The following is a 21,543-nucleotide window of genomic DNA, read 5'->3' on the forward strand; positions in this document are numbered from 1 at the left end:
GCGTCCATAGAGAGCCATAGGAATGGCGGACGGGCGGAGAACGCTTCCCGGTCATGACCCGTCATTCCTCTCGGGGAGTTCCGACAGCCGCATCGTTCCGATGCATCGGATCGCGCGTACGCTCTGCATCCTCGAAGCCGTCATCGGCCAACTGTATCCAGCAACGCCGCTGGAGAGAATCGTGACTCTTGAAATGCGCCAGGGCGGTGGCTGAGAACGCAACATCCTTGGGTGCCGCCATCCGCAGGCACTGTTGCCGGTTCCAGGCCGTTCGGCGCGTCTGCGAGGTCCTGGGGGCTCGCCGATCATGCGGAGGCTCGGGTCGTAAGAACAGTTGATGGCACCTCCCGGAAGTAGACGGGAGGTGGCGCCGTCGAACCCCGCCATGTGCCTTTCCGTTGTTGGATAACCCGATCAGGAGCGGCCGAGCTTGAAGCTCAGCTTGGCCCACGCCTCGAAGAGGCCGAGAAGGCCTGTTCTCAAAAAGACCCGCATCCCTTGTCTCAGGAGCCGCACGACCAGGCACCAGGTACGGCTCAAGAGCAACACCAGAATGGGTCTGCTGCTTCCGCCAGTATTGCTGTCCCGGCTGGATGCCGATGCCCTAACGGATGTTCGGTTGATTTGACTTCGGAGTAGTTTCGCAGCCAGATGAGCATGTCTGCGCAGGCCTCCAAAGTAAATAATACTAGGATCTGTCCTAGCAAAGGACAGGTTTTTTCCATCTGATCAGCGATTATCAGGTGTTCTCCAGCTGGTTTTCAGGGTTTTTCCTTATGGACTAGCTCGGTGGCTGTGATAACCTTGTGTTGACCATCGGGGACATTACCTGCTCCAGGCCATGCCGCTAAAGGCTTTGGTCGGGCGGTTGTTGGAGCCATGGTCGGATCCCAGATCCCCAGCATGGATTGGGACTAGGGCGGTGATCGCCCCTGGCACGACGGTGTGACTGAGGATGCAGGACATCATCAGGTTGCTTGCGTAAAGACATACAATCGACCTGCGTGAGGTTCTCATGAGGCAAGTTGATGGCACTGAATGTCTGACAGCGGGTGACAGCCGGCCACCAAGCCAGGTGTCCCACTCTGTCCCGGTGGCAAGCGAGCGAACGCTTGCCCCAGGCTACATCCACCTCGGCGTCTCTAAGGAAATCGGACCGACCCTTCAAGCACTCGGCGTCGATCCCGATCCGGTCATCCGGGCGGCAGGACTCGATCCGCGCCTGTTCGACGACGGCATGAATGTGATCCCGTTTGCGGCCTTGGGCCAGCTGTACACGCTGTGCGTGGCCCGCACGGGCTGCCCACATTTCGGACTGCTGGTCGGCCGGCGGGCCAGCATCCTGTCGCTGGGCCTGGTCGGCCGCCTGATGCGGCATTCAAACACTGTCGGCGATGCTGTGCGCGCCCTCGTCTCGAACCTGAGCGTCGAGGACCGGGCGGTGGTGCCGTCGCTGACGATCAGCGACCGCACGGCCCTGCTCACGTATGCGACCTACCGGGCGGAGATCGGGAGCGTGGAGCAGATCCTCGACGCAGCCGTGGCCGTTACCGTCAACATCCTGCGGACCTTATGCGGATCGAATTGGCAGCCGGATGAGGTTCTGGTGCCACGGGCCGCGCCGGCAGATCAGGCGCTGTATCGGCATCATTTCCGGGCACCGATCCAGTTCAACCAGGAAAGCGCCACCATCGTCTTCCCGGCCCGCGATCTGGATCTGCCGATTGCCGGGGCCGATCCCCTGTTGCGGGCCATGTTGGAGGAGAAGATCCAGCAACTGATATGCGCACAAGGGTCCGACTTCTCCGACGAGATCCGGCGGCTGCTGCGGACGCGGCTGACGAGCCAGCGCTGCTCAGCCGCTGACATTGCCGACTTATTGGTGATACACCGGCGCACCCTGAGTCGGCATCTCAAGAGCATCGGCATGGGCTATCGGGAAATCACGAACGAGATCCGGTTCGAGATCGCGCGGCAGTTGCTGCAGGACACGCAAGTGCCGCTCGCCCAAATCGCGGCGGCGCTGGGCTATTCGGAAGCCAGTGCTTTCACCCGCGCCTTCCGGCGCTGGTCGGGCCAGACGCCGACCGCATGGCGTGACGAATGCCATCATGAGTGACGACCCGGCACCCTAAACCGTTAAGTACCCGTCCGGTCAGTCGCCTGGAACATGCTAGCGGCTGTGGGTTGCAGTGGTGACAACCGCATCACCGCACTGGCGATGTTCGAACGCCCAAGGGAGACCGCGCCATGAACCGCCTGCTGCTCAGCCTTTTCCTTGCCGCACCATTGACCCCGGTCAGCACCACGGGCATGGCACAGCAGCAGTTCGATGGGAGATGGACCGTCACGACCATTCCAGAGAAGGGCGCGTGTCGGAGAACGGATCATTATGCGGTCGTGGTTGAGAATGGCGTGGCCCGCAATGCCTCCGGCCGGACGAGGACCAATGTTACTGGCGGGTTGGAGCCCAGCGGGCGCGTGCGGGCCAGCCTCCAACGCCGTGGGGCTCAGGTTGAGGTGACAGGCAATCTCGCGGGGAAATCGGGCTCCGGCACACGGACTCTGGCTGGGAGAGTTGACTGTTCGGGACGCTGGACTGCCTCCAAATGGCGCTGACTTCTGATGATGGAGGCGACCGCGAACCGGTCCTACACGAAGTCTGGAACAGACTGACATCATGCACAGGCCGCACCCGCCGGATCTCTCTTCTGCTTCATCGCAGTCGGACCGCGCCGCAGCGCTGATGTCCCGGGACCCCAACCTGTGCCGGCGCCTTGGATGGTAAGGACCGCTCCTGGCACATTTCTGATCTGAGCCCAACGGCCTCATTGCACGAAAGCAGACATCTGGGGTGCATGCGGCTTCGCCAACTTGCCATATAGCCAAGACCACGCGCCCGAATCTCCAAGGCTTGCCAAATCTTCGCGAGGACGTAACAGTGCCCGCCCCCGCCAAGATAAGAGTCGGTTCATGCAGGAACAGGTTAGCGTTCAAGACCAGCCGCTCGCGGGGCGTCGGGAATGGATCGGGCTTTGCGTTCTGTCGGTCGCCTGCCTGATCTACTCGATGGACCTGTCCGTGCTCTTTCTGGCGATGCCCGCCATCGTGGCGGATCTTGATCCATCGGCATCGGAACTTCTCTGGATCAACGACATCTACGGCTTCATGGTCGCGGGCTTCCTCGTGACCATGGGCACGCTCGGCGACAGGATCGGTCGCAGACGCGTGCTGCTCATCGGCGCCTTTGCTTTCGGTCTGGCGTCCGCATTGGCTGCATTTGCCGGCACGGCCCAGCAGCTCATCATGGCGCGCGCATTGTTGGGAATTGCCGGCGCGACGATTGCTCCATCGACCCTGTCCCTGGTGGTCAATCTGTTTCAGAACGAGCCCGAGCGAAATCGCGCAATCGGCATATGGGGCACTGCCTTTGCCCTAGGCGGGCTTGTGGGGCCGCTCATCGGCGGCGTGCTGCTGCAATACTTTCATTGGGGATCGGTGTTTCTGATCAACATTCCGGTCATGCTCGCGCTGCTGGTCGTGGCACCCTTCCTGTTGCCGGAATACAGGAGCGAGGGCGGCGAAAAGCTCGACCTCATCAGTGTGGCTTTGTCGCTCGGAACCGTGCTGCCGATCATCTACGGCTTCAAGCATATGGCGGCCGACGGCTTCGCGCCGCGCCAGCTCGTGGCCATCGCGGCCGGATTTCTGGTCGGCGGGCTGTTCGTGCGCCGGCAGAAGAGCCTCGCGCATCCGCTGATCGATCTGCGCCTGTTCCGCATTCCCGCGTTTACCGCCTCGTTGATCGTCAATCTGGCCGGCATGTTCTTCGTGTTCGGCGTGTTCCTGTTTCAGAACCTGTTCCTGCAACTGGTTCTCGGCCTGTCGCCACTCGAGGCGGCCATATGGTCCGTGCCGTCCGCCCTCGTCTTCACGATCATGTCCCTGCAAGCGTACCGGTTCACGAACCGGCTCGGGCCGGTCAAGACCGTTCTCCTTGGGCTGCTCGTCTATACGGTTGGCGTCGCCGCGATGGCCGTCGCTGCCTATGCCGAGAGCCTCGTCGGCGTCCTTACAGCCAGCATGCTGGTGGGTATCGGCTTCGTGCCCGTCGTCCTCACCACGACTGGCCTGATCGTGGGCACTGCACCGCCGGAGCAGGCCGGTTCGGCCTCTGCCATCTCCGAGACAAGCGCGGAGTTCGGCGGCGCGCTCGGCGTCGCGCTGCTCGGAAGTCTCGGAACGCTTGTCTACCGCATGACCATGGACGGTGTGGACCTGAGCGGGCTGAACGCCGCGCAGCAACTCGCGGTGTCCAGCACGCTCGCCGGCGCGGTCGAGACCGCCAAGGCGATGGGCACCACCACACCGACATGGTTGGAAACCGCGCGCAGCGGCTTCTCGCTCGGCTTTGCGGTGTGTTGTAGTCTCGCCGCGATCACCCTGCTCGGCCTGGCCGCGTTGGCGCACAGGATCTATTCCAGCGCTCATATCGATGAGAATTCGGCGGTGCCGCACTAGACGAGGCCGCATCGCCGATCTCGCAAGTTGCCCTCTCGGCTTGGCACCGACGAGGCATCTCCGCGTTGGTTGATCATGACGAAACCGCTCAAGCTCGTATCCGATCCGCCTGAGGCTCCTCCTGGAGTGGTGGCCTCCGCCGTCTATGTCGGCGGCCGGCGCGTGGCCGAGATCCCGATCGAGGATGTCGGCGAATGGTCGAAGAAGCCCGGTCATGTGGTCTGGATCGGGCTGCACGAGCCGGGCCTCGATCTCCTGCGTCGGGTTCAGCGGGAATTCAACCTGCATGACCTCTCCATCGAGGATGCCCTGAAAGCCCATCAGCGGCCCAAGCTCGAGCAATACGGCGAGGCGCTGTTCATCGTCGCGCGCACGGCCCAGATGCTGGACGGGCGCATCGCCTTCGGCGAGACGCACCTGTTCGTCGGACACGGCTATGTGGTCTCCGTGCGCCACGGCGCCTCGACCTCCTACACGCCGGTGCGCGAGCGCTGCGAAGCGGACCAGAAGGCGTTCTCGGAAGGAGAGGACTTCATCCTCTATGTCATTCTCGACTTCATCGTCGACAACTACATGCCGGTGATCGAGACGATCCAGGCGGAGGTGGAGGCAATCGAGGACTGCATCCTGGCGGAGACCACAACCTCGACTCAGGTGCCGCGCCTCTACCAGCTCCGTCGGGATCTGCTGCGCCTGCGCAATGCCGCCGTGCCCCTGGTGGAGGTCTGCCGTCGCCTCGAGCAGCCGGGGCTGCCGGGGATCGATCCTGCCATGTCGCCGCTCTTCCGCGACGTGTCCGACCATATCCGCCGGGTGCAGGAGGAGATCGAGTCCCTGCGCGAGGTGCTGGCCTTCGCCTTCGAGACCAGCCTGATGACCGGGCAGGCGCAGCAGACCGAGATCACGCGCAAGCTCGCCGCCTGGGCGGCCATCCTGGCGGTGCCGACGGCGGTGGCCGGGGTCTACGGCATGAACTTCCAGCACATGCCCGAACTGAATTGGCGATACGGCTATGCCCTCGTGCTGGCCGTGATCCTCGCGGTGTGCGGCTGGCTGTACTGGCGTTTCCGCCGGAACGGCTGGTTGTGACGGTTCGAAGATCGCCAGGGAATTCGGCCCGCGGACGTCTCCCGTTCATCATTCAGCCGGATCGCCCGCTTCGGCGAACTGCGGGTCAGAGCAGCCTGGAATGACCCGCGTGCATGGCCCTTCCGTTGAAACGGAGGCCGGTTCATCTATTTAGGTGGGCTGAAAAGCGAAGCTGACACCCGCCTCCATAGGCGAGCGGCACCCACTCAACCCCATCTGCCTTGTCTTCGGCATCTGCGGAGCTCCCATGTCTGCCGTCCTCAAGCGAAACAACGTCAAGGTATTCGGGCGCGGCCAGACGCCTATGATCTTTGCCCATGGCTATGGCTGCGATCAGAACATGTGGCGCTTCATCACGCCGGCTTTCGAGGACAGGTACAAGATCGTCCTCTTCGATCATATCGGGCATGGACACTCGGATGCCGCTGCCTTCGATCCGGCGCAATACGGCTCGCTCAATGGCTATGCCGACGACGTGCTGGCGATCTGCCGGGAGCTGGACCTGACGGATGCCGTCTTCGTCGGCCATTCGGTCAGCGCCATGATCGGCGTTCTCGCCGCCATCAGGGAGCCGGAGCGGTTCGCCCAGCTGGTCCTGATCGGCCCCTCGCCGCGCTACATCGACGATGGCGATTATGTGGGCGGGTTCAAGCGGGAGGACATCGAGGGGCTGCTCGATTTTCTCGACAGCAACCATCTCGGCTGGTCGAGCACTATGGCCCCGGTGATCATGGCCAACCCGGAGCGCCCGGAGCTCGGCGAGGAGCTGACCAACAGCTTCTGCCGCACCGACCCGGACATCGCCAAGCACTTCGCCCGCGTGACGTTTCTGTCGGACAATCGTGCCGATCTTCCCCTTGTGAAGACCAGGGCGCTCATTCTTCAATGCTCGCATGACGCGATTGCCCCGGAGGCGGTCGGGCGCTACATGCACCAGAACCTCCCGGGCAGTGAATTCATTCAGCTCAGCGCCACGGGGCACTGCCCGAACCTGAGTGCGCCAGAGGAGACGATTGCCGCCATGGAAGCCTTTCTGCGCGATCCGGCCCCGGTCAAGGCCGTCGCCTAGTGAAGATGGACCAGGGGTCGCTGATTGAGACGGCCGAGGAGCTCTACGAGAGCGCTCCCTGCGGTTATCTGTCGACCCTGCCGGACGGCACGATCATCAGGGCCAACCAGACCTTTCTCACCTGGATCGGCATGGACCGGCAGGACCTCGTCGGCCACACGTGCTTCCAGGATCTGCTGAGCGTCGGCGCCAAGATCTTTTACGACACGCACCTGACCCCGCTCCTGCGGATGCAGGGCTTCGTGAACGAGATCGCCGTCGATCTCACCTGCACCGATGGACGTGTACTGCCGGTTCTGGCCAACATGGTCCAGAAGGGGGATGCGAATGGCCGCCCGATGGTTCATCGTATCACCCTCTTCAATGCCACCGACCGGCGCAAATACGAGCGCGAGCTGCTCCTGGCCCGCCAGAAGGCCGAGCAGGCGACCGAGGAGCTCAAGCGTCTGAACGAAACGCTGGAGGAGCGCGTCACCGAAGAGGTCGCCGAGCGCCTGAAGGCCGAGGAGGCTCTCCGGCAGGCCCAGAAGATGGAGGCCATCGGTCAGCTCACCGGCGGCATCGCCCACGACTTCAACAACCTGCTCACCATCATCGTCGGCAACATCGAACTCCTCCAGCGCCGTCTGCCGGAAGGGTCCGACCGCCTCCAGCGGGCCGCCACGCACGCCATGGAGGCGACACGGCGCGCCGCGACCCTGACCCAGCGGCTCCTGGCCTTCTCCCGGCGTCAGCCGCTCGATCCCAAGCCCATCGATGTCAACAAGCTGGTGGCCGGCATGTCCGATCTCCTGCGGCGGACGCTCGGCGAGGTGGTCGTGCTGGAGACCGTGCTCGGCGGCGGCCTGTGGCGCTCCCAGGCCGACCCGAACCAGCTCGAGAACGCGATCCTCAACCTGGCGGTGAACGCCCGCGATGCCATGCCGGATGGCGGCAAGCTCACCATCGAGACGGCCAATGCCCGCCTGGACGAGGCCTACGTGGAAGTTCTGGCCGAGCCCGTGCCGCCTGGTCAGTATGTGCTCGTGGCCGTCTCCGACACCGGCAGCGGAATGGACAAGGCCACGATGGAGCGGGTGTTCGAGCCGTTCTTCACCACCAAGGAGGTGGGCAAGGGCACCGGCCTGGGCCTGAGCCAGGTGTACGGCTTCGTGCGTCAGTCCAACGGCCATGTACGGATCTACAGCGAGTTGGGTGAAGGCACGACGATCAAGGTTTATCTGCCCCGCCTGATCGGCTCCGATGAGGAGCCTGCCGAGATGCCGGCGAAGAACCCCGCGATGGTGAGGGGCATGGGCGAGACCATTCTGGTTGTGGAGGACGAGCCCGATCTGCGCACCTACACCACCGAGGCGCTGCGGGATCTCGGATACCGCGTCCTTGAGGCTGGTGATGGTCAAGGGGCCCTGGATATCGTCGCGGAGCATCCGGAGATCGACCTCCTCTTTACCGATGTCGTTCTCGCCGGGGGAATGAATGGGCGTGCACTCTCGGACGAAGTGTCCCGGCGCAGGCCAGGGCTGCCGGTTCTTTACACGACCGGCTACACGCAGAACGCCATCGTCCATCACGGTCGCCTCGACCCCGGGATGCACCTGATCGGAAAGCCCTTCACCTATGCCGAGCTGGCCTCCAAGGTGAGGCGCATGCTCGATGGAGATCATCTATAGAGCGATGAGGATAGGCCGGTGTCTCGGCTTCAGAGATGAAGGAACTCGCAATGGCAAAGAACACGATCTGCCTCTGGTACGACAAGGACGCCGAGGCTGCGGCCCGCTTCTATGCCGAGACCTTTCCCGACAGCGCAGTGCATGCGGTGCACCGGGCGCCCGGCGATTATCCGTCCGGCAAGCAGGGCGATGTGCTGACGGTCGAGTTCACCGTCGCGGGCGTTGCCTGTCTCGGGCTTAACGGGGGTCCCGCGTTCAAGCACACCGAAGCCTTCTCGTTCCAGATCGCCACCGACGATCAGGAGGAGACCGACCGCTACTGGAATGCCATCGTGGGCAATGGCGGCCAGGAGAGCGCATGCGGTTGGTGCAAGGACCGGTGGGGCGTGTCCTGGCAGATCACGCCGCGTGTGCTGATGGAGGCGCTCGCGGCAGGTGGCCAGGAGGCCAAGCGCGCATTCGACGCGATGATGGACATGACGAAGATCGATGTTGCTGCCATCGAGGCGGCGCGGCGCGGCTGATGCGCCATCGCCGCACGGCGATCGGCCAAAGCGGTGCGGCATTCCTGTTTTCGGAACTTACGCCCTGCCGCCCGGTTCACCCAGGCGCCCCTTTTCACGATCCAAGACGCCGCTCCGGCGGAATGTTCGCGCGCATTCCATGAAGGCGTCGCCTGATGGAGGCCCATATGCGGAAAGCCCTCATACTAGCAACGGGACTGGTGCTGCTCGGAACCTCGGCCTGGAGCCAGACCTCATCGCGGGATGACGACGATAGCCGCTCTGGGCGGTGGTATGACAGCCGCGACCGTTGGGACGGCAACAGGGATCGCGATGACGACCGGGGCGACCGCCGCCGGCACGCCATGCGTGACCACGGCGACGAGGATCGTCCCGGCGGCAACGCTCACTTCTTCGTGCGCAGCGGCGACACGCAGCTTCGCGTCGTCTGCAGCGACCGGGAATCGACACAGGCCTGCGTCGACGCGGCGCTCCGCATGTTCGACAGGGTACAGTCGCAGCCGCGCGCGTCAACGCCTCCTGCAACATCTCAATGAGTCATCAAGGCGGGCGGCGGAGGGGCTGCCACCAGCCTTGAACGACTAATCTTCGCAAACGCGGTAGCGCCTGACGATCAGTTCGCCGAAGCGGTTCCGCTCGCGCCGGGTCTCGTAATAGCAGTCGCGCTCACTGCGCCACCGGCGCCCGCGATCCCAATCGCGATCCCGCCAGTCTCTGTCACGCTCCCAGCCGCGGTCGCGGTCCTGCCAGTCGCGGCCGTTATCCCAATCGCGATCCATCCTGGATTGCGCGGACACACCCGTAGCGAGGCTGCCGGCGAGAAGGCAGCCTGCAAGAACAGCCGATAAGCATTTGAGCTTTGTCATAGCTAGTCTCGACCTCCATAGCGGACATGGAGGTCAACAGCGATGATCCGGTCTCGTTCCTGTGAGGCTGAAGCAGTTGCCCGACTTTGGTGAAACGGCAACGGCCTTCCCGGTTTGGCGCGGACATGCGATCTCGCCTATCGTAGGCGGAGAGCAACCAGCGGAGACGGACATGTCGAGATCACCGGGCGGACGCAGAACGATCGATCCCTTGAAGGCGGCCGAAGCGGCCTTCAAGAAGGCGACGACCAAACCCATCGAGGGGCCCGCGCCGGCTCCCTCCATCCCGGGCGTGAAGGAGAGCGTCACCCTGCGCATCGACCAGGACGTGCTCGAATTTTTCCAGCAGGACGGCCCGGGATGGCAGGACCGCATCAATGCGGCCCTGCGCAAGGCAGCGGGCAAGTAAGCGGCCGATCAGGACGTCTGTACGAACAAAGCCGCCTTCACCAATCGATCAGGGCCGAGATCCTCCTGGGCATCGAGGGCCAGGAGTTCCGCCAGGCGGGTGCGGGCGCGGTTGATGCGGCTCTTGATCGTACCGAGATTGGTGCCGCAGATCTGCGCCGCCTCCTCGTACGACACGCCTTCGGCTCCCACCAACAGCAGCGCCTCGCGCTGCTCGACGCTGAGCTTGGCCAACGCCGCCTGCATATCGTTCAGGTCCAGACGCGCGCCCTGCTCCGGCATGACCGCCAGCTTGCCGGCGAGCGCTCCTTCCGGATCGTCCACCTCCCGACGCCTGCGGCGCATATCCGTGTAGAACTGGTTGCGCAGGATGGTGAACAGCCACGCCTGCATGCTCGTGCCGGGCTGGAACTTGTCGAGGTTCTCGAGGCCGCGCAGAAGCGCCGCCTGCACCAGATCGTCGGCATAGGTGACGTTGCCGGTGAGCGAGATGGCGAAGGCGCGTAGATGCGGGATGGCCGTCAGCATCGCCTGACGGACGGGATCCTCATGCGTCATCGCGGTCACGTTCTTTCCCGTCCAGTTGCTTCAGGAGCTGGACGAACCGGTCAGGCACCGGCTCGCTCATGAGCTGGGAGTAGTAGTTCTGGAGCTGTTCGCCCAGGAAGGCCGCCACGTGGGGCGGCAGGCTTGGCTCCGGAGCAGGATCGCCATTGACGTTGAGGAGGTCCTCAAGCTTATCGGGCTCTTCCAGAACGGCGCCGTCTCTGTGATCCTTCTTGGGCACGCTCGCTTCTCCAGAACACGGTTAGGATGCCCTGCACACCGGTTGCGTACGGAAGGCATCCCAAGCCTTAACCGACTAAAGGTGTGCTGCCATTAACCTGGGATAAGCCTGTGTGGTGCTCCCCCTGAACCTCCGATGGCGCGGCCAAGCTTGACAGCGATGCTCAGGATCGAAAATCGCCAAGGTCCTTGTCTTTCGCGAACTGTCACCCATAACGCTACAGTTGGCCAACAAAGGCAGGATCATGACCCACTCCCGAGACACTCTCCCGGCGGCTCCGCCCCACCCGGGATGGATTCTGCGCGACCGGGTTCTGCCCGGCCTCGGCTTGTCGATCAGCCAAGCCGCTCGCGAACTCCGCATCGCCCGCCAGACGCTCCATCGGGTTCTGGCCGGCAAGGCCGCAGTCAGTCCGGAAATGGCCGCCCGCCTCGCCCGCCTCTCGGGCACCACGCCTCACTTCTGGCTCGAACGGCAGCAGCAGCACGATCTCTGGCACGCGGAGCAGGCTCTCACAGGAATTCTCGGGTTGATCCCGACCCACACACTTCCGGCCGCTCTGCAGGCCGAGATCGGACTTCACCATGACCGCTGAATCTCAACCCGCCCGCAAAGCCCGGACGGGGGTCATTGGCCTCGACGACATCCTCATCGGAGGCCTATCGCCAGGCCATGTCTACCTGCTGGAGGGCAGCCCCGGCACCGGCAAGACCACAATCGCACTCCAGTTCCTGCTCGACGGCGCCAAGGTCGGAGAGACCGGGCTCTACATCACCATGTCGGAGACGGAAGCCGAGCTGCGCGACGGCGCGGCGTCCCATGGCTGGTCCCTCGGCGACAGCCTGCACGTGTATGAACTCGTGCCTCCGGAGAGCCTCCTCGACGACGAGCACCAGCAGAGCCTGCTCTATTCGTCCGATCTCGAACTTGGCGAAACCACCCGGGCCGTATTCGCCGCCATCGACCGGACGAAGCCGGTCCGCATCGTCATCGACAGCCTGTCGGAGATCCGCCTTCTGGCGCAGAGCTCCCTGCGCTACCGCCGCCAGATCCTGGCCATGAAGCACTACTTCGCGCGCCAGGGCGCGACGGTTCTCCTGCTCGACGATCTGACCACGGACACCAACGACAAGACCGTTCACAGCCTCGCCCATGGGGTGATCCGCCTGGAGGGATTGACGCCCACTTACGGCGCCGAGCGCCGCCGCCTGCGGGTGATCAAGTATCGCGGCCAGTCGTTCCGGGGCGGGTTTCACGACTACATCATCGCGAAAGGAGGCGTCCAGGTGTTCCCGCGCCTCGTCTCCGGCGAGCACAAGACGGGCTTTGCCCGCAACGTTCTCACGAGTGGAATCGGCGAGCTCGACGCGCTCCTCGGCGGCGGCGTCGAGCAGGGATCGAGCACCCTCGTGATGGGCCCGGCCGGCACGGGCAAGTCGCTTCTGACGGTGCAGTTTGCCATTTCGGCGGCCCTGCGCGGCGAGAAGGCGGCCCTGTTCATCTTCGACGAGGAACTCGGCCTCCTGATCGACCGGACCAAGCTGATCGGCATTGACCTGGTGGCTTTGTGCGAAGCCGGCAATCTGTTCATCGAGCAGGTCGATGCTGCCGAACTCTCACCTGGCGAGTTCACGGATAGGGTACGCACCAAGATCCATCGTCACGGCGTGAAGACGGTGGTGGTCGACGGCCTCAACGGCTATCAGGCCGCCATGCCCGAAGAAGAGTTTCTGACCCTGCACATCCATGAGCTGCTGCAATACCTGAACCGGCAGGGCGTCTCGACATTCCTGACCGTCGCGCAGCATGGGCTCGTCGGCGACATGAAGTCTCCCGTCGATGTCACGTACCTCGCCGATACCGTGATCCTGCTGCGCTACTTCGAGGCGTTCGGTCAGGTCCGGCGGGCGATCTCGATCATCAAGAAGCGGTTCGGTTCGCACGAGAACACCATTCGCGAGATGCGGATCACCAACAAGGGCGTCGCCCTCGGCGAGCCCTTGGAAGGTTTCCAGGGCATCCTGCGCGGGACTCCCGTCTTCACCGACGGCGACCGCGCGCAACTGCTCAAAGATCGCTGAGCATGAAAGACATGCTTCACTCGCATTCGGAGCGCGCGGTCATCCTGGCGCCGCTTGGACGGGATGCGGCGATCGCTGCCGACATTCTGCACGGTGTCGGCATCACGTCTCAGATCTGCCCCGACATGTCGGCGCTCGTACACGAGATCGCGCAGGGTGCGGGCTTTGCACTCGTCACCGACGAGGCGATCCGCAATGCGGACCTGAAGGATCTTTCGTCTTGGCTATCGGCTCAGCCCCCGTGGTCGGATTTCGCCTTCGTGATCCTCACCCTTCGCGGCGGAGGGATCGAGCGCAATCCGGCCCTGGCGCGTCTTTCCGAGGTTCTCGGCAATGTCGTGTTTCTGGAGCGACCTTTCCATCCCAGCACGCTGGTGAGCGTCGCCCGATCGGCCCTGCGCGGACGGCGCAGGCAATATGAGGCACGCGCACGGCTCGATGATCTGCATCAGGGCGAGGAGCGCCTGAAGGCTGGCCTCGACAAGGAGAAACGCGCGGCCGAGCATCAGCGACTGCTCATCGATGAGTTGAACCATCGGGTGAAGAACACGCTGGCCACCGTGCAATCCATCTCGGCCCAGACCCTGCGCACATCGGACACGAAAGAGGATGCGCGAGAAGCACTGGAGATGCGCCTTCTCGCCCTCTCCCGGGCGCACGACGTGCTCACCCGCGAGAGCTGGGATGGCGCCGACCTTTTCGAAGTCATCGAGAAAGCTCTCGAGCCCTATCAGATCTCGGGCGAGAAACGGTTCCGCATCACAGGCCCGCATGTGCGCGTGACGCCGCGCATGTCGCTCGCGTTAGCCATGGCGATCCATGAGCTGGCCACCAACGCCGTGAAATATGGCGCCCTGGCTAACAAGACAGGCACCATCGAGGTGTCATGGAACGTGACGAACGGCACAGCCCCTCCCCGGCTGACCCTGCGCTGGACCGAGGCCGGTGGCCCGCCTGTCATCCCCCCGCGCCGGCGCGGCTTCGGATCCCGCCTCATCGAGCGCAGCCTGGCCAATGATCTGGATGGCCAGGTGGAGATCGCATTCGCTCCGACGGGGGTCGTCTGTACGGTGGATGCCCCGGTCGCCTAGCCCTTCGCAGGAAATCGTCGAGACTCTCTCAGTGCAGGACCGGGTCCAGCGGAATGGACAGCAGGACATTGCCCGATGGATCGACCACATCGAGCCGCCAGCCCTGCCACGAGTCGCCGAACTGGCTCGCCTCGGCGCGAATGTCATCGATGGCCTGCAAGGCAAGCTCGTGCGCCTTGGCCAGGTCGAGGATCTCAACGCCCATATCGTCGGCGATGATCTCGTCTCCGTTCACCAGATGAAAGTAGCAGAGCATCAGCCATCCATCGCTTGAGCCGGCGCTGGCCCAACCCAACCTCTGCCTTCCGAGATCGGCGGATCGGGACCCGATGCGGGCAATGTAGTGGAGACCGGCTCTTCGGCCATAGAACCAGGTGATAAGAGGCTCGAAGGGAATAAACTTGGCGGTTCTCCGTTATTCCTCATTGCCGGTCACGGCAGGGTCCAGGAGTGCCACCATGAGCGAGCAGGATCTCTACATCATCCGCCCGTCCGGCGAGGGCTGGACCCTTCATCTCGCGAAAGAGACCCTCGCCCGGTTCGATGAGCGGCCGAAGGCCATCGAAGCGGCTGTCGTCGTGGCCGAAGCGTCGGCCCGCCTTGGAAAGGCCGCGGGCGTCGTGATGGAAGAGGGTGACCAGCGGATCATGGTCTGGGACGCCGGACGGGACTCCTATTCGAGGGTCTCATAAGCAGCGCAGTTTCAGGCATCACCTCTGTTGCGGGCGCCTTCCTCCGGCGGAGGTGTACGGGCCCAGACATCGGACGCCAGCGCGAGCATCACCGCTACGGCCTCCTGTACGCCTTTGTCGCTCGTGCCGGCACGGGCGCTCTCGAGGACCAGGCCGAGGCGCCGCCGGCTCGGCCACGGCAGGGCGGCCAGTGTGGTTTCAAGATCCAGCCGCGCGACCGCAGGCACGCCGGCACGCCGTGCGATCTCATCGACCTTCTCGGTGAGGGCACTCAGGTGCCCAGCCACATGCCGGGACGACAATTCTGATGTGAGCAAAGGCATTGATGCGAATGAGAACTCAAAGGACCCGCTCCCCAGCCGCCCCGTGAGCTTGTCCAACCGCTCCGCCTCGCCCCCGTTCCCCTCACCGCCTGATTCAGTGGGAAACATGCTTGGCTTCATTGCCGCATGGTTAAGCCTTGGTTTATTCATCCTGGCCAAATCGGAGCAGTAATCTCGCCACAATCGCCAACAAGGATCAGCTTGACTTGATTTCAGCCAACCGATTGCGAGGGCTCATGACCCGCAGGGATCGCATTGCGCTCTATGGCCGTCTCGGCCTGATCCTGATGGCCTTCGCCGTGATCGGCGGGGTCGTGGCCGAACCGCTTCTCCGGCCCTTGTGGTCGTCACGGCTGACCGTTGCCAACAACAGCCCGCGATGAATTCGATGACCCGCGCGCTGGCCGGCAATTTCGGATGCTGTCCGGAACTGATCGCATCCAACCCGATTGGCCTCTTACCACTCAAGCTTCAGGGACATTCATGCCGCGCTACTTCTTCAACGTGCATATCGGTGGCGACGCGCTCGCCGATCCCGAGGGGCAGGATCTGCGCAATGCGGATCAGGCCTGGGAGGTGGCCCAGGCCATGGCCCGGAACCTGATGAGCACCGAGTTCGAGCGGCCGGTCAACTGGGCCACGGCGCATATCGAGGTGAAGGACGACATGGACGAGATCGTCCTGGAGTTCCCCTTCATGGAAGCCATCTCGGTCACGCAGCAATCCCATTGAGGCTTGAGCCAGATCCCGAAAGACAGCCCATCAACGCGGCCTCGGCGCCAATCGAGCCCTGCGAACAGGGCTAAGCTTTGCTTTTTTACCTAAAGGAAGCTCAGACTCGATAGAAGTTAACGGAATAACCACACCTGCGGGCGGATGGTGGCTGGGATCGTCGCTCCCAGGCCTCATCGAAACCATTGTGCCCGCCTCACTGATCATAACCCTCAGCGTCGTGCTCGCGGCTGCCGTCATCGTCGGCGCCGTGCTCCTTCTGGTGCGGGGCTACACCGACGATCTCGCGCGCGCGGAAGGCGATCTGGCGAACCTCGCGCTGACCCTCCAGGAGCGCACGGACGGTATCCTGCAATCCATCGATGGCGTTCTTCGCGACCTCGTCGACCGCATCCCGCAGGCGAGCCTCCGGGTGGGTGAGTTCGACGGCTTCGCGGCGTCCCAGGCCACGAAGCTCGTTCTGGTCGGTGCTTCCTGCACCCTGCCCCAGATCGTGCGCATCGACCTCGTCAACGCCCGGGGCAAGCTCGTCGGCACCTCGAACCCGCGTCCGATGTCCGACCCCATCTACCTCACGGGCGCATCCTACTATCAGACCCTCACGACGGATCCGTCGCTCATTTCGTACCTGAGCGAGCCGATGCGGATCCGCACCACGGGCAAGAAGGTTCTGTCGCTCGCGCGCCGGATCAACGACACCGAGGCAAACCTCCTCGGCATCGTCGTCTGCACCATCGACCTCAGTCATTTCGAGGCGCTCTACAAGGAGCATCTCCGCAAGCCCTCGTCGGCTGTCACGCTCTACCGGCGGGACGGTGTCGTGCTGGCGCACAGTCCGCATTCCGAGCGGGCGTTGGGCCGCAAGATCTGGAAGCCCGACACGCCGCTGCAGCGGATGATCGCCAAGAACAGCCCGACCCTCATTCGCGACGTGAGCTGGATCGACCGGCAGGAGCGGCTGTTCGCGCTGCATCCGCTGGCCAACCATTCGGCCGGCATCGCCGTCAGCCGCACCGTGGCGGAGCTGATGGCCGGGCAGCGCCTCGAGGCGCGCATGATCGGGTTTGTGGCCTATGTCATGGGCGTTGCGGTCGATACGGCGAGCCTCATGGGCTTGAGGCATGTGAAGACCGGAATCCTCAGGGCCGCGAGCGAGAGCTACCTGTCGCGTCACGACGTGCTGACGAGGCTTCCCAACAGGCCGTTCTTCATCGAGGAGCTGAAGCGCACATACCTTGCCTCGCAGCGCTCCGGCACGGATTTCGCCCTGCATCTTCTCGACCTCAACCGCTTCAAGGACATCAACGACAATCACGGCCATGGCGCGGGCGACGAGATCATTCAAATGGTGGCGCGGCGCCTGCGCGAGCGGCTCCGGAAGAGCGACTTCATCGCCCGCATCGGCGGCGACGAGTTCGCCATCATTCAACGGCCGGTCAGGGACCGGCAGCAGGTGATGGATTTCGTTACGGCCATCCAAGCCGCCATGAAGACGCCCTGCACAGCCGGCAACACGGAGATCGACGTGGGGCTGTCCGCCGGCATCGCGATCGCCTCCACGGACGGCAAGACCTCTACCGAAATCATGCGAGCGGCCGACGTCGCGCTCTTCGCGGCCAAGTCCGATCCCAACAGCAGCTACAGGTTCTACGACCCGACCATCCAGGATTCCCGCGCGGAACGCCGCGCCATCGAGGGGGCTCTCAAGAGCGCCCTCGACAACCGGGAATTCGAGCTGTTCTACCAGCCGATCCTCGATCTGGCGACGAACCGGATGTGGGGCTGCGAGGCGCTGGTGCGCTGGAAGCACGCCACGAAGGGAATGATCCCACCCCTGCAGTTCATCCCGACCGCCGAAGAGTCAGGGCTCATCGCACCCATCGGCGACTGGATCCTTGAGGAGGCCTGCGCCACGGCCATGACCTGGGATTCCATGACGAAGGTCGCGGTCAATCTTTCGCCGGTTCAGTTCAAGCGCCGGGACGTTTTCGCCAGCGTCACGAAAGCCCTGAACCTCTCCGGCCTGCCGGCCCACCGCCTCGTGCTGGAGATCACGGAATCCGTCAAGCTCACTGAGGAAGCGACCGCCGCTCTCAGGCGGCTCAAGACGCTGGGTGTGGGAATCTCGCTCGACGATTTCGGCACCGGCTATGCGTCGATGAGCTATCTGAGAAGCTTCCCGTTCGACAAGATCAAGATCGATCAGTCCTTCGTGCGCGGCATGATCGACTCGGCGGGCAGCCGTGCGATCATCACGGCCACGATCGGGCTTGCCAACGACCTGAAGATGAGCACGACAGCCGAGGGCGTTGAAACGCAGGAGCAGCTCAACGCCCTGCGCGTGGCCGGCGCCTCGCAGGCTCAAGGCTATCTGATCGCAAAGCCCATGCCCCGCGAAGCCCTCGCGGCTTTCATGGCCGACATCCAGAACCCTCAGCCGACGGTCAGGGCCGTCGCCTGAACCTGCGCTCGGCTTCAGGCCGCCTGCGGCCAGGAATGCTGCCGCTCCGCCTCGAGCAACTGCTCGGCCCTGCGGGTGAATTCATTGCCGGGCAGGCCTGGCTCGATGGGGTCGAGATAGGAGACCGAAATGGTCCCTCCCCGCTTGACGGACCGGTCCACCCCCCAGAAGTGCCCCGAGTTCAAGGCCACGGGAAGAACCACCCGGTCGAGCTTCGCATAAAGAAGCTCGACGCCGCGCTTGAATGCGATGGGCTCCGAGACGGACTTGCGGGTGCCCTCCGGAAAGATCAGCACGGAGCGGCCTTGGGCCAAGGCAGCCCGGCTCTCGTCCACCATCTTGCGAACGGCCTTCGAGCCGCTCTCCCGGTCGATCAGGATCATCGGCGACTTGCGCAGGAACCACGAGAAGACCGGGATGGTCAGCAGCTCCTGCTTCGCGACGATGGCCACATCCGGAAACAGCGCCAGGAACGCCAGGGTTTCCCAGGTCGATTGGTGATTGGCGATGATCAGGCAGGGCTCGTTGGGGATGTTGTGAAGCCCGCGCTCGGCATAGGTCAGACCGACGATCCGCTTCAGGCCGGCCAGGATGCCCCGCGCCCACAGCCGCGAGGCCAGGCGCACGCCGCGCTCGGGAGAGCCGCACAGCCACAGCGCGGCCAGAACCGGCGCGAAAAGGCCGGTCCAGACAGCCAGGTAGACGTCGAAGAGTTTGGAGCGGAGCAACTGCATAATCATGAAATGCTTTAAATGAATCGGCGTTCGATGCGCACCACGCTCTGCCGCGATGCCGGCTCACGATCAACAAAAAAACGAAGCGGCGCATGATCCCATGCGCCGCCTGAAAGACCGATGGAGAGCCCTTTAGAGCTGTTTCCACTTGCGTGGAATCATCTCTCTTTTTGGGTTTGCCGCATTTTCGGACGGCGAACCGGAGCCACTTCGCCGGAAAATGCTCTAGCCGGGCTTTACTCTGCAGCCTCGGTGCGAGGCGCAGCGCTCGGAGCGGCCATCGGCCGGCGGGCGCCGGCGGCGCCGGGACGGGGCTTCGGCTTGGGAGCGGCGATCAGCCCTTCGCGGATAGCTTGCTTGCGGGCAGCCTTGCGGTTGCGCCGGACGGCCTCGGCCTTCTCGCGGGTCTTTTTCTCCGACGGCTTCTCGTAGGCCTTCCGCGCCTTCATTTCGCGGAAGATGCCTTCGCGCTGCATCTTCTTCTTGAGAACCCTGAGGGCTTGATCGACGTTGTTGTCGCGTACCAGAACCTGCAATGGATGTCCTCTCTCTAAAATGGTTTGTTGCTGTGCCTCGGCTTTTGCCTGGCGGATCGGATCGGCAAAGCGCTTGGGGCGTTAGGCCTTAAGCGCTCCGGATTTCGCCCTCGCGGACGGCCTTTTCGGTCATGCCCGACTTGATACGGTATGACACTTCGCCGGTCTGGTCGGCCGGCATGAGCCGTACGACCTCATAGACGTTGCCGGAATTCGTCCGGGTGTCGGAGAAACCGGGCTGCGCCAGCCGAACCATCTGCCGGACTTTGAACTTGTGAGTCATCGCTTGGGTTCCTCTCTTACTTGCGGGCCTTGCGGGCCGCATAGCGAGCATCGCGCGCTGCCTTGCGCTCGATTTCGAGCCTTGCGTCATCGGCAGCCTTCTCGGCTGCCATCCGCACGTCCTGCTCCGCCTGCAGCTTGTCCTGCTCAGCCTGTTCGGCCGCGCGGGCTTCGCGCTCGGCCGCCATGCGGGCATCATCGGCAAGGCGCTTGGCCTCGCGCTCAGCGGTCCTGGCATCGCGCGCGGCGCTCACCGAGGCCCTGGCAGCCCGCCGCTCCGCAACCGCCGGGTCGTCGAGTCCCGGACGCTGCCGAAACTTTTCCGCCATGGCCTGCTTCGCGCTCTTGGCTGCATTGAGCCGTTCGCCGAGATCCTGATGCTTCATTCCGCTCATTGTTCCTATTGCTGCCTCGTCGAACTTAAGGCCGATTACCGGACGCGCCGGATGCTGGCGATGTCACCGCCGGGAAGAGTGCCCTGCTCTTGCTGAGCGCGGGCGATGATCCCGACTGCGCGGGGATCGCTCGCCTTTCCGGGATTGTCGACCCAGAGATACGCCCTGCGGGCGTCGGCATAATCCACGACGAACATCACGGATTTCGCAGGAGAGGCTTTTCGAAACGTGTTCATAGCGTCCTCGCCGGTATCGCCATCAAAGATGGACTTGCACAAACAAGAAGCCGCCCCCGTGGGAGCGGCTTCGTAGCATCAGGCGCTGTGTGGCGCGCCCATCAACTTTAGGCTGCCTGGATGTTGTTCACGGCAACCTTGCCGGAGCGACGATCTTCAGCGGTGTCGAAGGTGACCTTCTGGCCTTCGCGGAGGCCGCGGATGCCGGCACGCTCGAGAGCGGTAGCGTGGACGAACACGTCCTTCTCGCCGTTGTCGGGCTGAATGAAGCCGAAGCCTTTTTGATCGTTGTAGAACTTAACGGTGCCTGTCATCATGGCGGTATTCCTTGGAGTTTATGCATTAGTGCACGTGAGCTCAGAGACGTGCGGAAGCACGCCCTTAAGCTCGGGTTCGTCGAAGTTTGGGAGAGCGTCTGAACGTGCGCCTGGCATGCCAAGGCGAAACGGCCCAATTGTCCGGCCAAAGGTCGATGATCCTGATGTAGGGTGTCCAGCCCCCAAATACAAGCCACCATTTTGAGAAAATGCCGGCGTTCACCTGAGCATTGTTCCTCGAAGAGGCCCTATTTCTTCTGAAAAATAACGAAATAGACGGGGCTTTGCGGCTGGTTTTACTTTCCTGAGCCGGGCTGCTGCATGCAGTTTTGCAAAGTTTTATCTTGCCATAAGCCGGCTGATGCCCCATATGCATCCTATCCAACCGAGATGTTCGGCCTGCTCTCCCTAGCTCGTGATCGAGCCGCCGAGCCCGCTTACCGTTCCCATCGTTTGTTACCTCCGGCCCTTTCGGGCGGATTTCGCCGTTTTTGGTGCGCTGCGCCGACGGCTTCACTCATCACAATGCCGACCGGGCTGTGCCCGGCGCGGCCACAGGTTCATTATGTCGACTGCTATTCAAACTCAGAATTCCAAGAAAACCCATCATCACGCCAAGGCTCCCCTGCAGGCCAAGGCTGCACCAAAGCCGCAATCAACCGGCCTGTCCCGCGAGGAGATCCGTCAGATCGTCCTCGAAATGATCGGCTGATCGTATCGCTGGCGCTT

The 21,543-nt window shown here is 63.4% G+C and carries 28 protein-coding genes; 17 read left to right on the forward strand and 11 right to left on the reverse strand.

Annotated elements, in window-relative coordinates; all coding sequences use genetic code 11:
- The first annotated feature begins 22 nt into the window (after positions 1–22).
- The 8 genes from I2H36_RS05780 (at position 23) to I2H36_RS05815 (ending at position 9,409) form a co-directional block, all read left to right on the forward strand.
- Positions 23–214, forward strand: a complete 192-nt coding sequence (locus tag I2H36_RS05780) for a hypothetical protein (protein ID WP_196262914.1) — start codon at positions 23–25, stop codon at positions 212–214.
- Positions 215–1,075: 861 nt separating this feature from the next.
- Positions 1,076–2,119, forward strand: a complete 1,044-nt coding sequence (locus I2H36_RS05785) for an AraC family transcriptional regulator (protein WP_343234405.1) — start codon at positions 1,076–1,078, stop codon at positions 2,117–2,119.
- Positions 2,120–2,973: 854 nt separating this feature from the next.
- Positions 2,974–4,521: an MFS transporter gene (locus tag I2H36_RS05790; RefSeq protein WP_196262916.1), complete on the forward strand. Its 1,548-nt coding sequence runs from the start codon at positions 2,974–2,976 to the stop codon at positions 4,519–4,521.
- Positions 4,522–4,596: 75 nt separating this feature from the next.
- The gene (locus I2H36_RS05795; RefSeq protein ID WP_196262917.1) at positions 4,597–5,610 is read left to right on the forward strand and encodes a magnesium and cobalt transport protein CorA; all 1,014 of its coding nucleotides are present in this window, start codon (positions 4,597–4,599) and stop codon (positions 5,608–5,610) included.
- A 247-nt stretch (positions 5,611–5,857) separates the two neighbouring features.
- Positions 5,858–6,679 carry an alpha/beta fold hydrolase gene (locus I2H36_RS05800; protein ID WP_196262918.1) on the forward strand — a complete coding sequence of 274 codons (822 nt, stop codon included), beginning with the start codon at positions 5,858–5,860 and terminating at the stop codon, positions 6,677–6,679.
- A 5-nt stretch (positions 6,680–6,684) separates the two neighbouring features.
- Positions 6,685–8,349, forward strand: coding sequence for an ATP-binding protein (locus I2H36_RS05805; RefSeq protein WP_210330979.1), 1,665 nt, complete (start codon positions 6,685–6,687; stop codon positions 8,347–8,349).
- 50 nt (positions 8,350–8,399) lie between these two features.
- Positions 8,400–8,873 (forward strand): VOC family protein, encoded by a 474-nt coding sequence (locus I2H36_RS05810; RefSeq protein ID WP_196262920.1) that lies wholly within the window; start codon positions 8,400–8,402, stop codon positions 8,871–8,873.
- Positions 8,874–9,040: 167 nt separating this feature from the next.
- Positions 9,041–9,409: a hypothetical protein gene (locus tag I2H36_RS05815; protein WP_196262921.1), complete on the forward strand. Its 369-nt coding sequence runs from the start codon at positions 9,041–9,043 to the stop codon at positions 9,407–9,409.
- 45 nt (positions 9,410–9,454) lie between these two features.
- Here the strand turns inward: I2H36_RS05815 and I2H36_RS05820 are convergent, their stop codons facing one another.
- Positions 9,455–9,739 carry a hypothetical protein gene (locus I2H36_RS05820; RefSeq protein WP_196262922.1) on the reverse strand — a complete coding sequence of 95 codons (285 nt, stop codon included), beginning with the start codon at positions 9,737–9,739 and terminating at the stop codon, positions 9,455–9,457.
- Between the two features lie 172 nt (positions 9,740–9,911).
- Here I2H36_RS05820 and I2H36_RS05825 point away from each other — a divergent pair, with 172 nt between their 5' ends.
- Positions 9,912–10,148, forward strand: a complete 237-nt coding sequence (locus tag I2H36_RS05825; RefSeq protein ID WP_196262923.1) for a BrnA antitoxin family protein — start codon at positions 9,912–9,914, stop codon at positions 10,146–10,148.
- Between the two features lie 8 nt (positions 10,149–10,156).
- Here the strand turns inward: I2H36_RS05825 and I2H36_RS05830 are convergent, their stop codons facing one another.
- Together I2H36_RS05830 and I2H36_RS05835 are read right to left on the reverse strand one after the other, a co-directional pair.
- Positions 10,157–10,705 (reverse strand): sigma-70 family RNA polymerase sigma factor, encoded by a 549-nt coding sequence (locus I2H36_RS05830; protein ID WP_196263162.1) that lies wholly within the window; start codon positions 10,703–10,705, stop codon positions 10,157–10,159.
- Complete coding sequence (locus tag I2H36_RS05835) at positions 10,695–10,934, reverse strand: NepR family anti-sigma factor (protein ID WP_196262924.1); 240 nt, start codon at positions 10,932–10,934, stop codon at positions 10,695–10,697. Before I2H36_RS05835 ends, I2H36_RS05830 begins: the two co-directional genes overlap by 11 nt.
- A 244-nt stretch (positions 10,935–11,178) precedes the next feature.
- On the opposite strand from I2H36_RS05835, the gene I2H36_RS05840 reads away from it, so the two are divergent.
- The 3 genes from I2H36_RS05840 to I2H36_RS05850 are packed head-to-tail and all read left to right on the forward strand — an operon-like array spanning position 11,179 to position 14,106.
- Positions 11,179–11,529, forward strand: a complete 351-nt coding sequence (locus I2H36_RS05840) for a HigA family addiction module antitoxin (RefSeq protein WP_196262925.1) — start codon at positions 11,179–11,181, stop codon at positions 11,527–11,529.
- A complete protein-coding gene (locus I2H36_RS05845; protein ID WP_196262926.1) occupies positions 11,519–13,015 on the forward strand; it encodes an ATPase domain-containing protein in 1,497 nt (498 codons plus the stop codon). Before I2H36_RS05840 ends, I2H36_RS05845 begins: the two co-directional genes overlap by 11 nt.
- Positions 13,016–13,017: 2 nt before the next feature.
- On the forward strand, positions 13,018–14,106 hold the full coding sequence (locus tag I2H36_RS05850) for a sensor histidine kinase (RefSeq protein WP_196262927.1): 1,089 nt from the start codon (positions 13,018–13,020) through the stop codon (positions 14,104–14,106).
- A 28-nt stretch (positions 14,107–14,134) separates the two neighbouring features.
- Here the strand turns inward: I2H36_RS05850 and I2H36_RS05855 are convergent, their stop codons facing one another.
- Positions 14,135–14,362 carry a DUF6894 family protein gene (locus I2H36_RS05855; protein ID WP_196262928.1) on the reverse strand — a complete coding sequence of 76 codons (228 nt, stop codon included), beginning with the start codon at positions 14,360–14,362 and terminating at the stop codon, positions 14,135–14,137.
- Between the two features lie 202 nt (positions 14,363–14,564).
- Between I2H36_RS05855 and I2H36_RS05860 the strand changes: the two genes are divergently transcribed.
- Positions 14,565–14,798 carry a hypothetical protein gene (locus tag I2H36_RS05860; protein WP_196262929.1) on the forward strand — a complete coding sequence of 78 codons (234 nt, stop codon included), beginning with the start codon at positions 14,565–14,567 and terminating at the stop codon, positions 14,796–14,798.
- Between the two features lie 11 nt (positions 14,799–14,809).
- On the opposite strand, the gene I2H36_RS05865 is transcribed toward I2H36_RS05860, so the two are convergent.
- The gene (locus I2H36_RS05865) at positions 14,810–15,229 is read right to left on the reverse strand and encodes a hypothetical protein (protein ID WP_246718667.1); all 420 of its coding nucleotides are present in this window, start codon (positions 15,227–15,229) and stop codon (positions 14,810–14,812) included.
- 128 nt (positions 15,230–15,357) lie between these two features.
- Here I2H36_RS05865 and I2H36_RS05870 point away from each other — a divergent pair, with 128 nt between their 5' ends.
- From I2H36_RS05870 to I2H36_RS05880, 3 genes are all read left to right on the forward strand, one after another.
- Positions 15,358–15,504, forward strand: coding sequence for a hypothetical protein (locus I2H36_RS05870; protein WP_196262930.1), 147 nt, complete (start codon positions 15,358–15,360; stop codon positions 15,502–15,504).
- 100 nt (positions 15,505–15,604) lie between these two features.
- Entirely contained in the window at positions 15,605–15,853 is a 249-nt protein-coding gene (locus tag I2H36_RS05875) for a DUF6894 family protein (protein ID WP_196262931.1), read from the forward strand.
- 187 nt (positions 15,854–16,040) lie between these two features.
- The gene (locus I2H36_RS05880; protein WP_196262932.1) at positions 16,041–18,314 is read left to right on the forward strand and encodes an EAL domain-containing protein; all 2,274 of its coding nucleotides are present in this window, start codon (positions 16,041–16,043) and stop codon (positions 18,312–18,314) included.
- 14 nt (positions 18,315–18,328) lie between these two features.
- On the opposite strand, the gene I2H36_RS05885 is transcribed toward I2H36_RS05880, so the two are convergent.
- The 6 genes from I2H36_RS05885 to I2H36_RS05910 all read right to left on the reverse strand — a co-directional run bounded on the left by I2H36_RS05885 (position 18,329) and on the right by I2H36_RS05910 (position 20,814).
- Positions 18,329–19,048: a lysophospholipid acyltransferase family protein gene (locus I2H36_RS05885; protein ID WP_196263164.1), complete on the reverse strand. Its 720-nt coding sequence runs from the start codon at positions 19,046–19,048 to the stop codon at positions 18,329–18,331.
- 236 nt (positions 19,049–19,284) lie between these two features.
- Positions 19,285–19,584, reverse strand: coding sequence for a 30S ribosomal protein S21 (gene rpsU, locus I2H36_RS05890; protein ID WP_196262933.1), 300 nt, complete (start codon positions 19,582–19,584; stop codon positions 19,285–19,287).
- An 88-nt stretch (positions 19,585–19,672) separates the two neighbouring features.
- The gene (locus I2H36_RS05895) at positions 19,673–19,867 is read right to left on the reverse strand and encodes a hypothetical protein (protein WP_196262934.1); all 195 of its coding nucleotides are present in this window, start codon (positions 19,865–19,867) and stop codon (positions 19,673–19,675) included.
- A 16-nt stretch (positions 19,868–19,883) separates the two neighbouring features.
- Complete coding sequence (locus I2H36_RS05900; protein ID WP_343234406.1) at positions 19,884–20,252, reverse strand: DUF6481 family protein; 369 nt, start codon at positions 20,250–20,252, stop codon at positions 19,884–19,886.
- 44 nt (positions 20,253–20,296) lie between these two features.
- The gene (locus I2H36_RS05905) at positions 20,297–20,497 is read right to left on the reverse strand and encodes a hypothetical protein (protein ID WP_196262936.1); all 201 of its coding nucleotides are present in this window, start codon (positions 20,495–20,497) and stop codon (positions 20,297–20,299) included.
- A gap of 107 nt (positions 20,498–20,604) precedes the next feature.
- Entirely contained in the window at positions 20,605–20,814 is a 210-nt protein-coding gene (locus I2H36_RS05910; RefSeq protein ID WP_196262937.1) for a cold-shock protein, read from the reverse strand.
- Between the two features lie 565 nt (positions 20,815–21,379).
- Here I2H36_RS05910 and I2H36_RS05915 point away from each other — a divergent pair.
- Positions 21,380–21,526: a hypothetical protein gene (locus I2H36_RS05915; RefSeq protein WP_196262938.1), complete on the forward strand. Its 147-nt coding sequence runs from the start codon at positions 21,380–21,382 to the stop codon at positions 21,524–21,526.
- The last annotated feature ends 17 nt before the right edge of the window (positions 21,527–21,543 follow it).

This window comes from Microvirga terrestris (assembly GCF_015694425.1).
Classification (GTDB): Bacteria; Pseudomonadota; Alphaproteobacteria; order Rhizobiales; family Beijerinckiaceae; genus Microvirga; species Microvirga terrestris.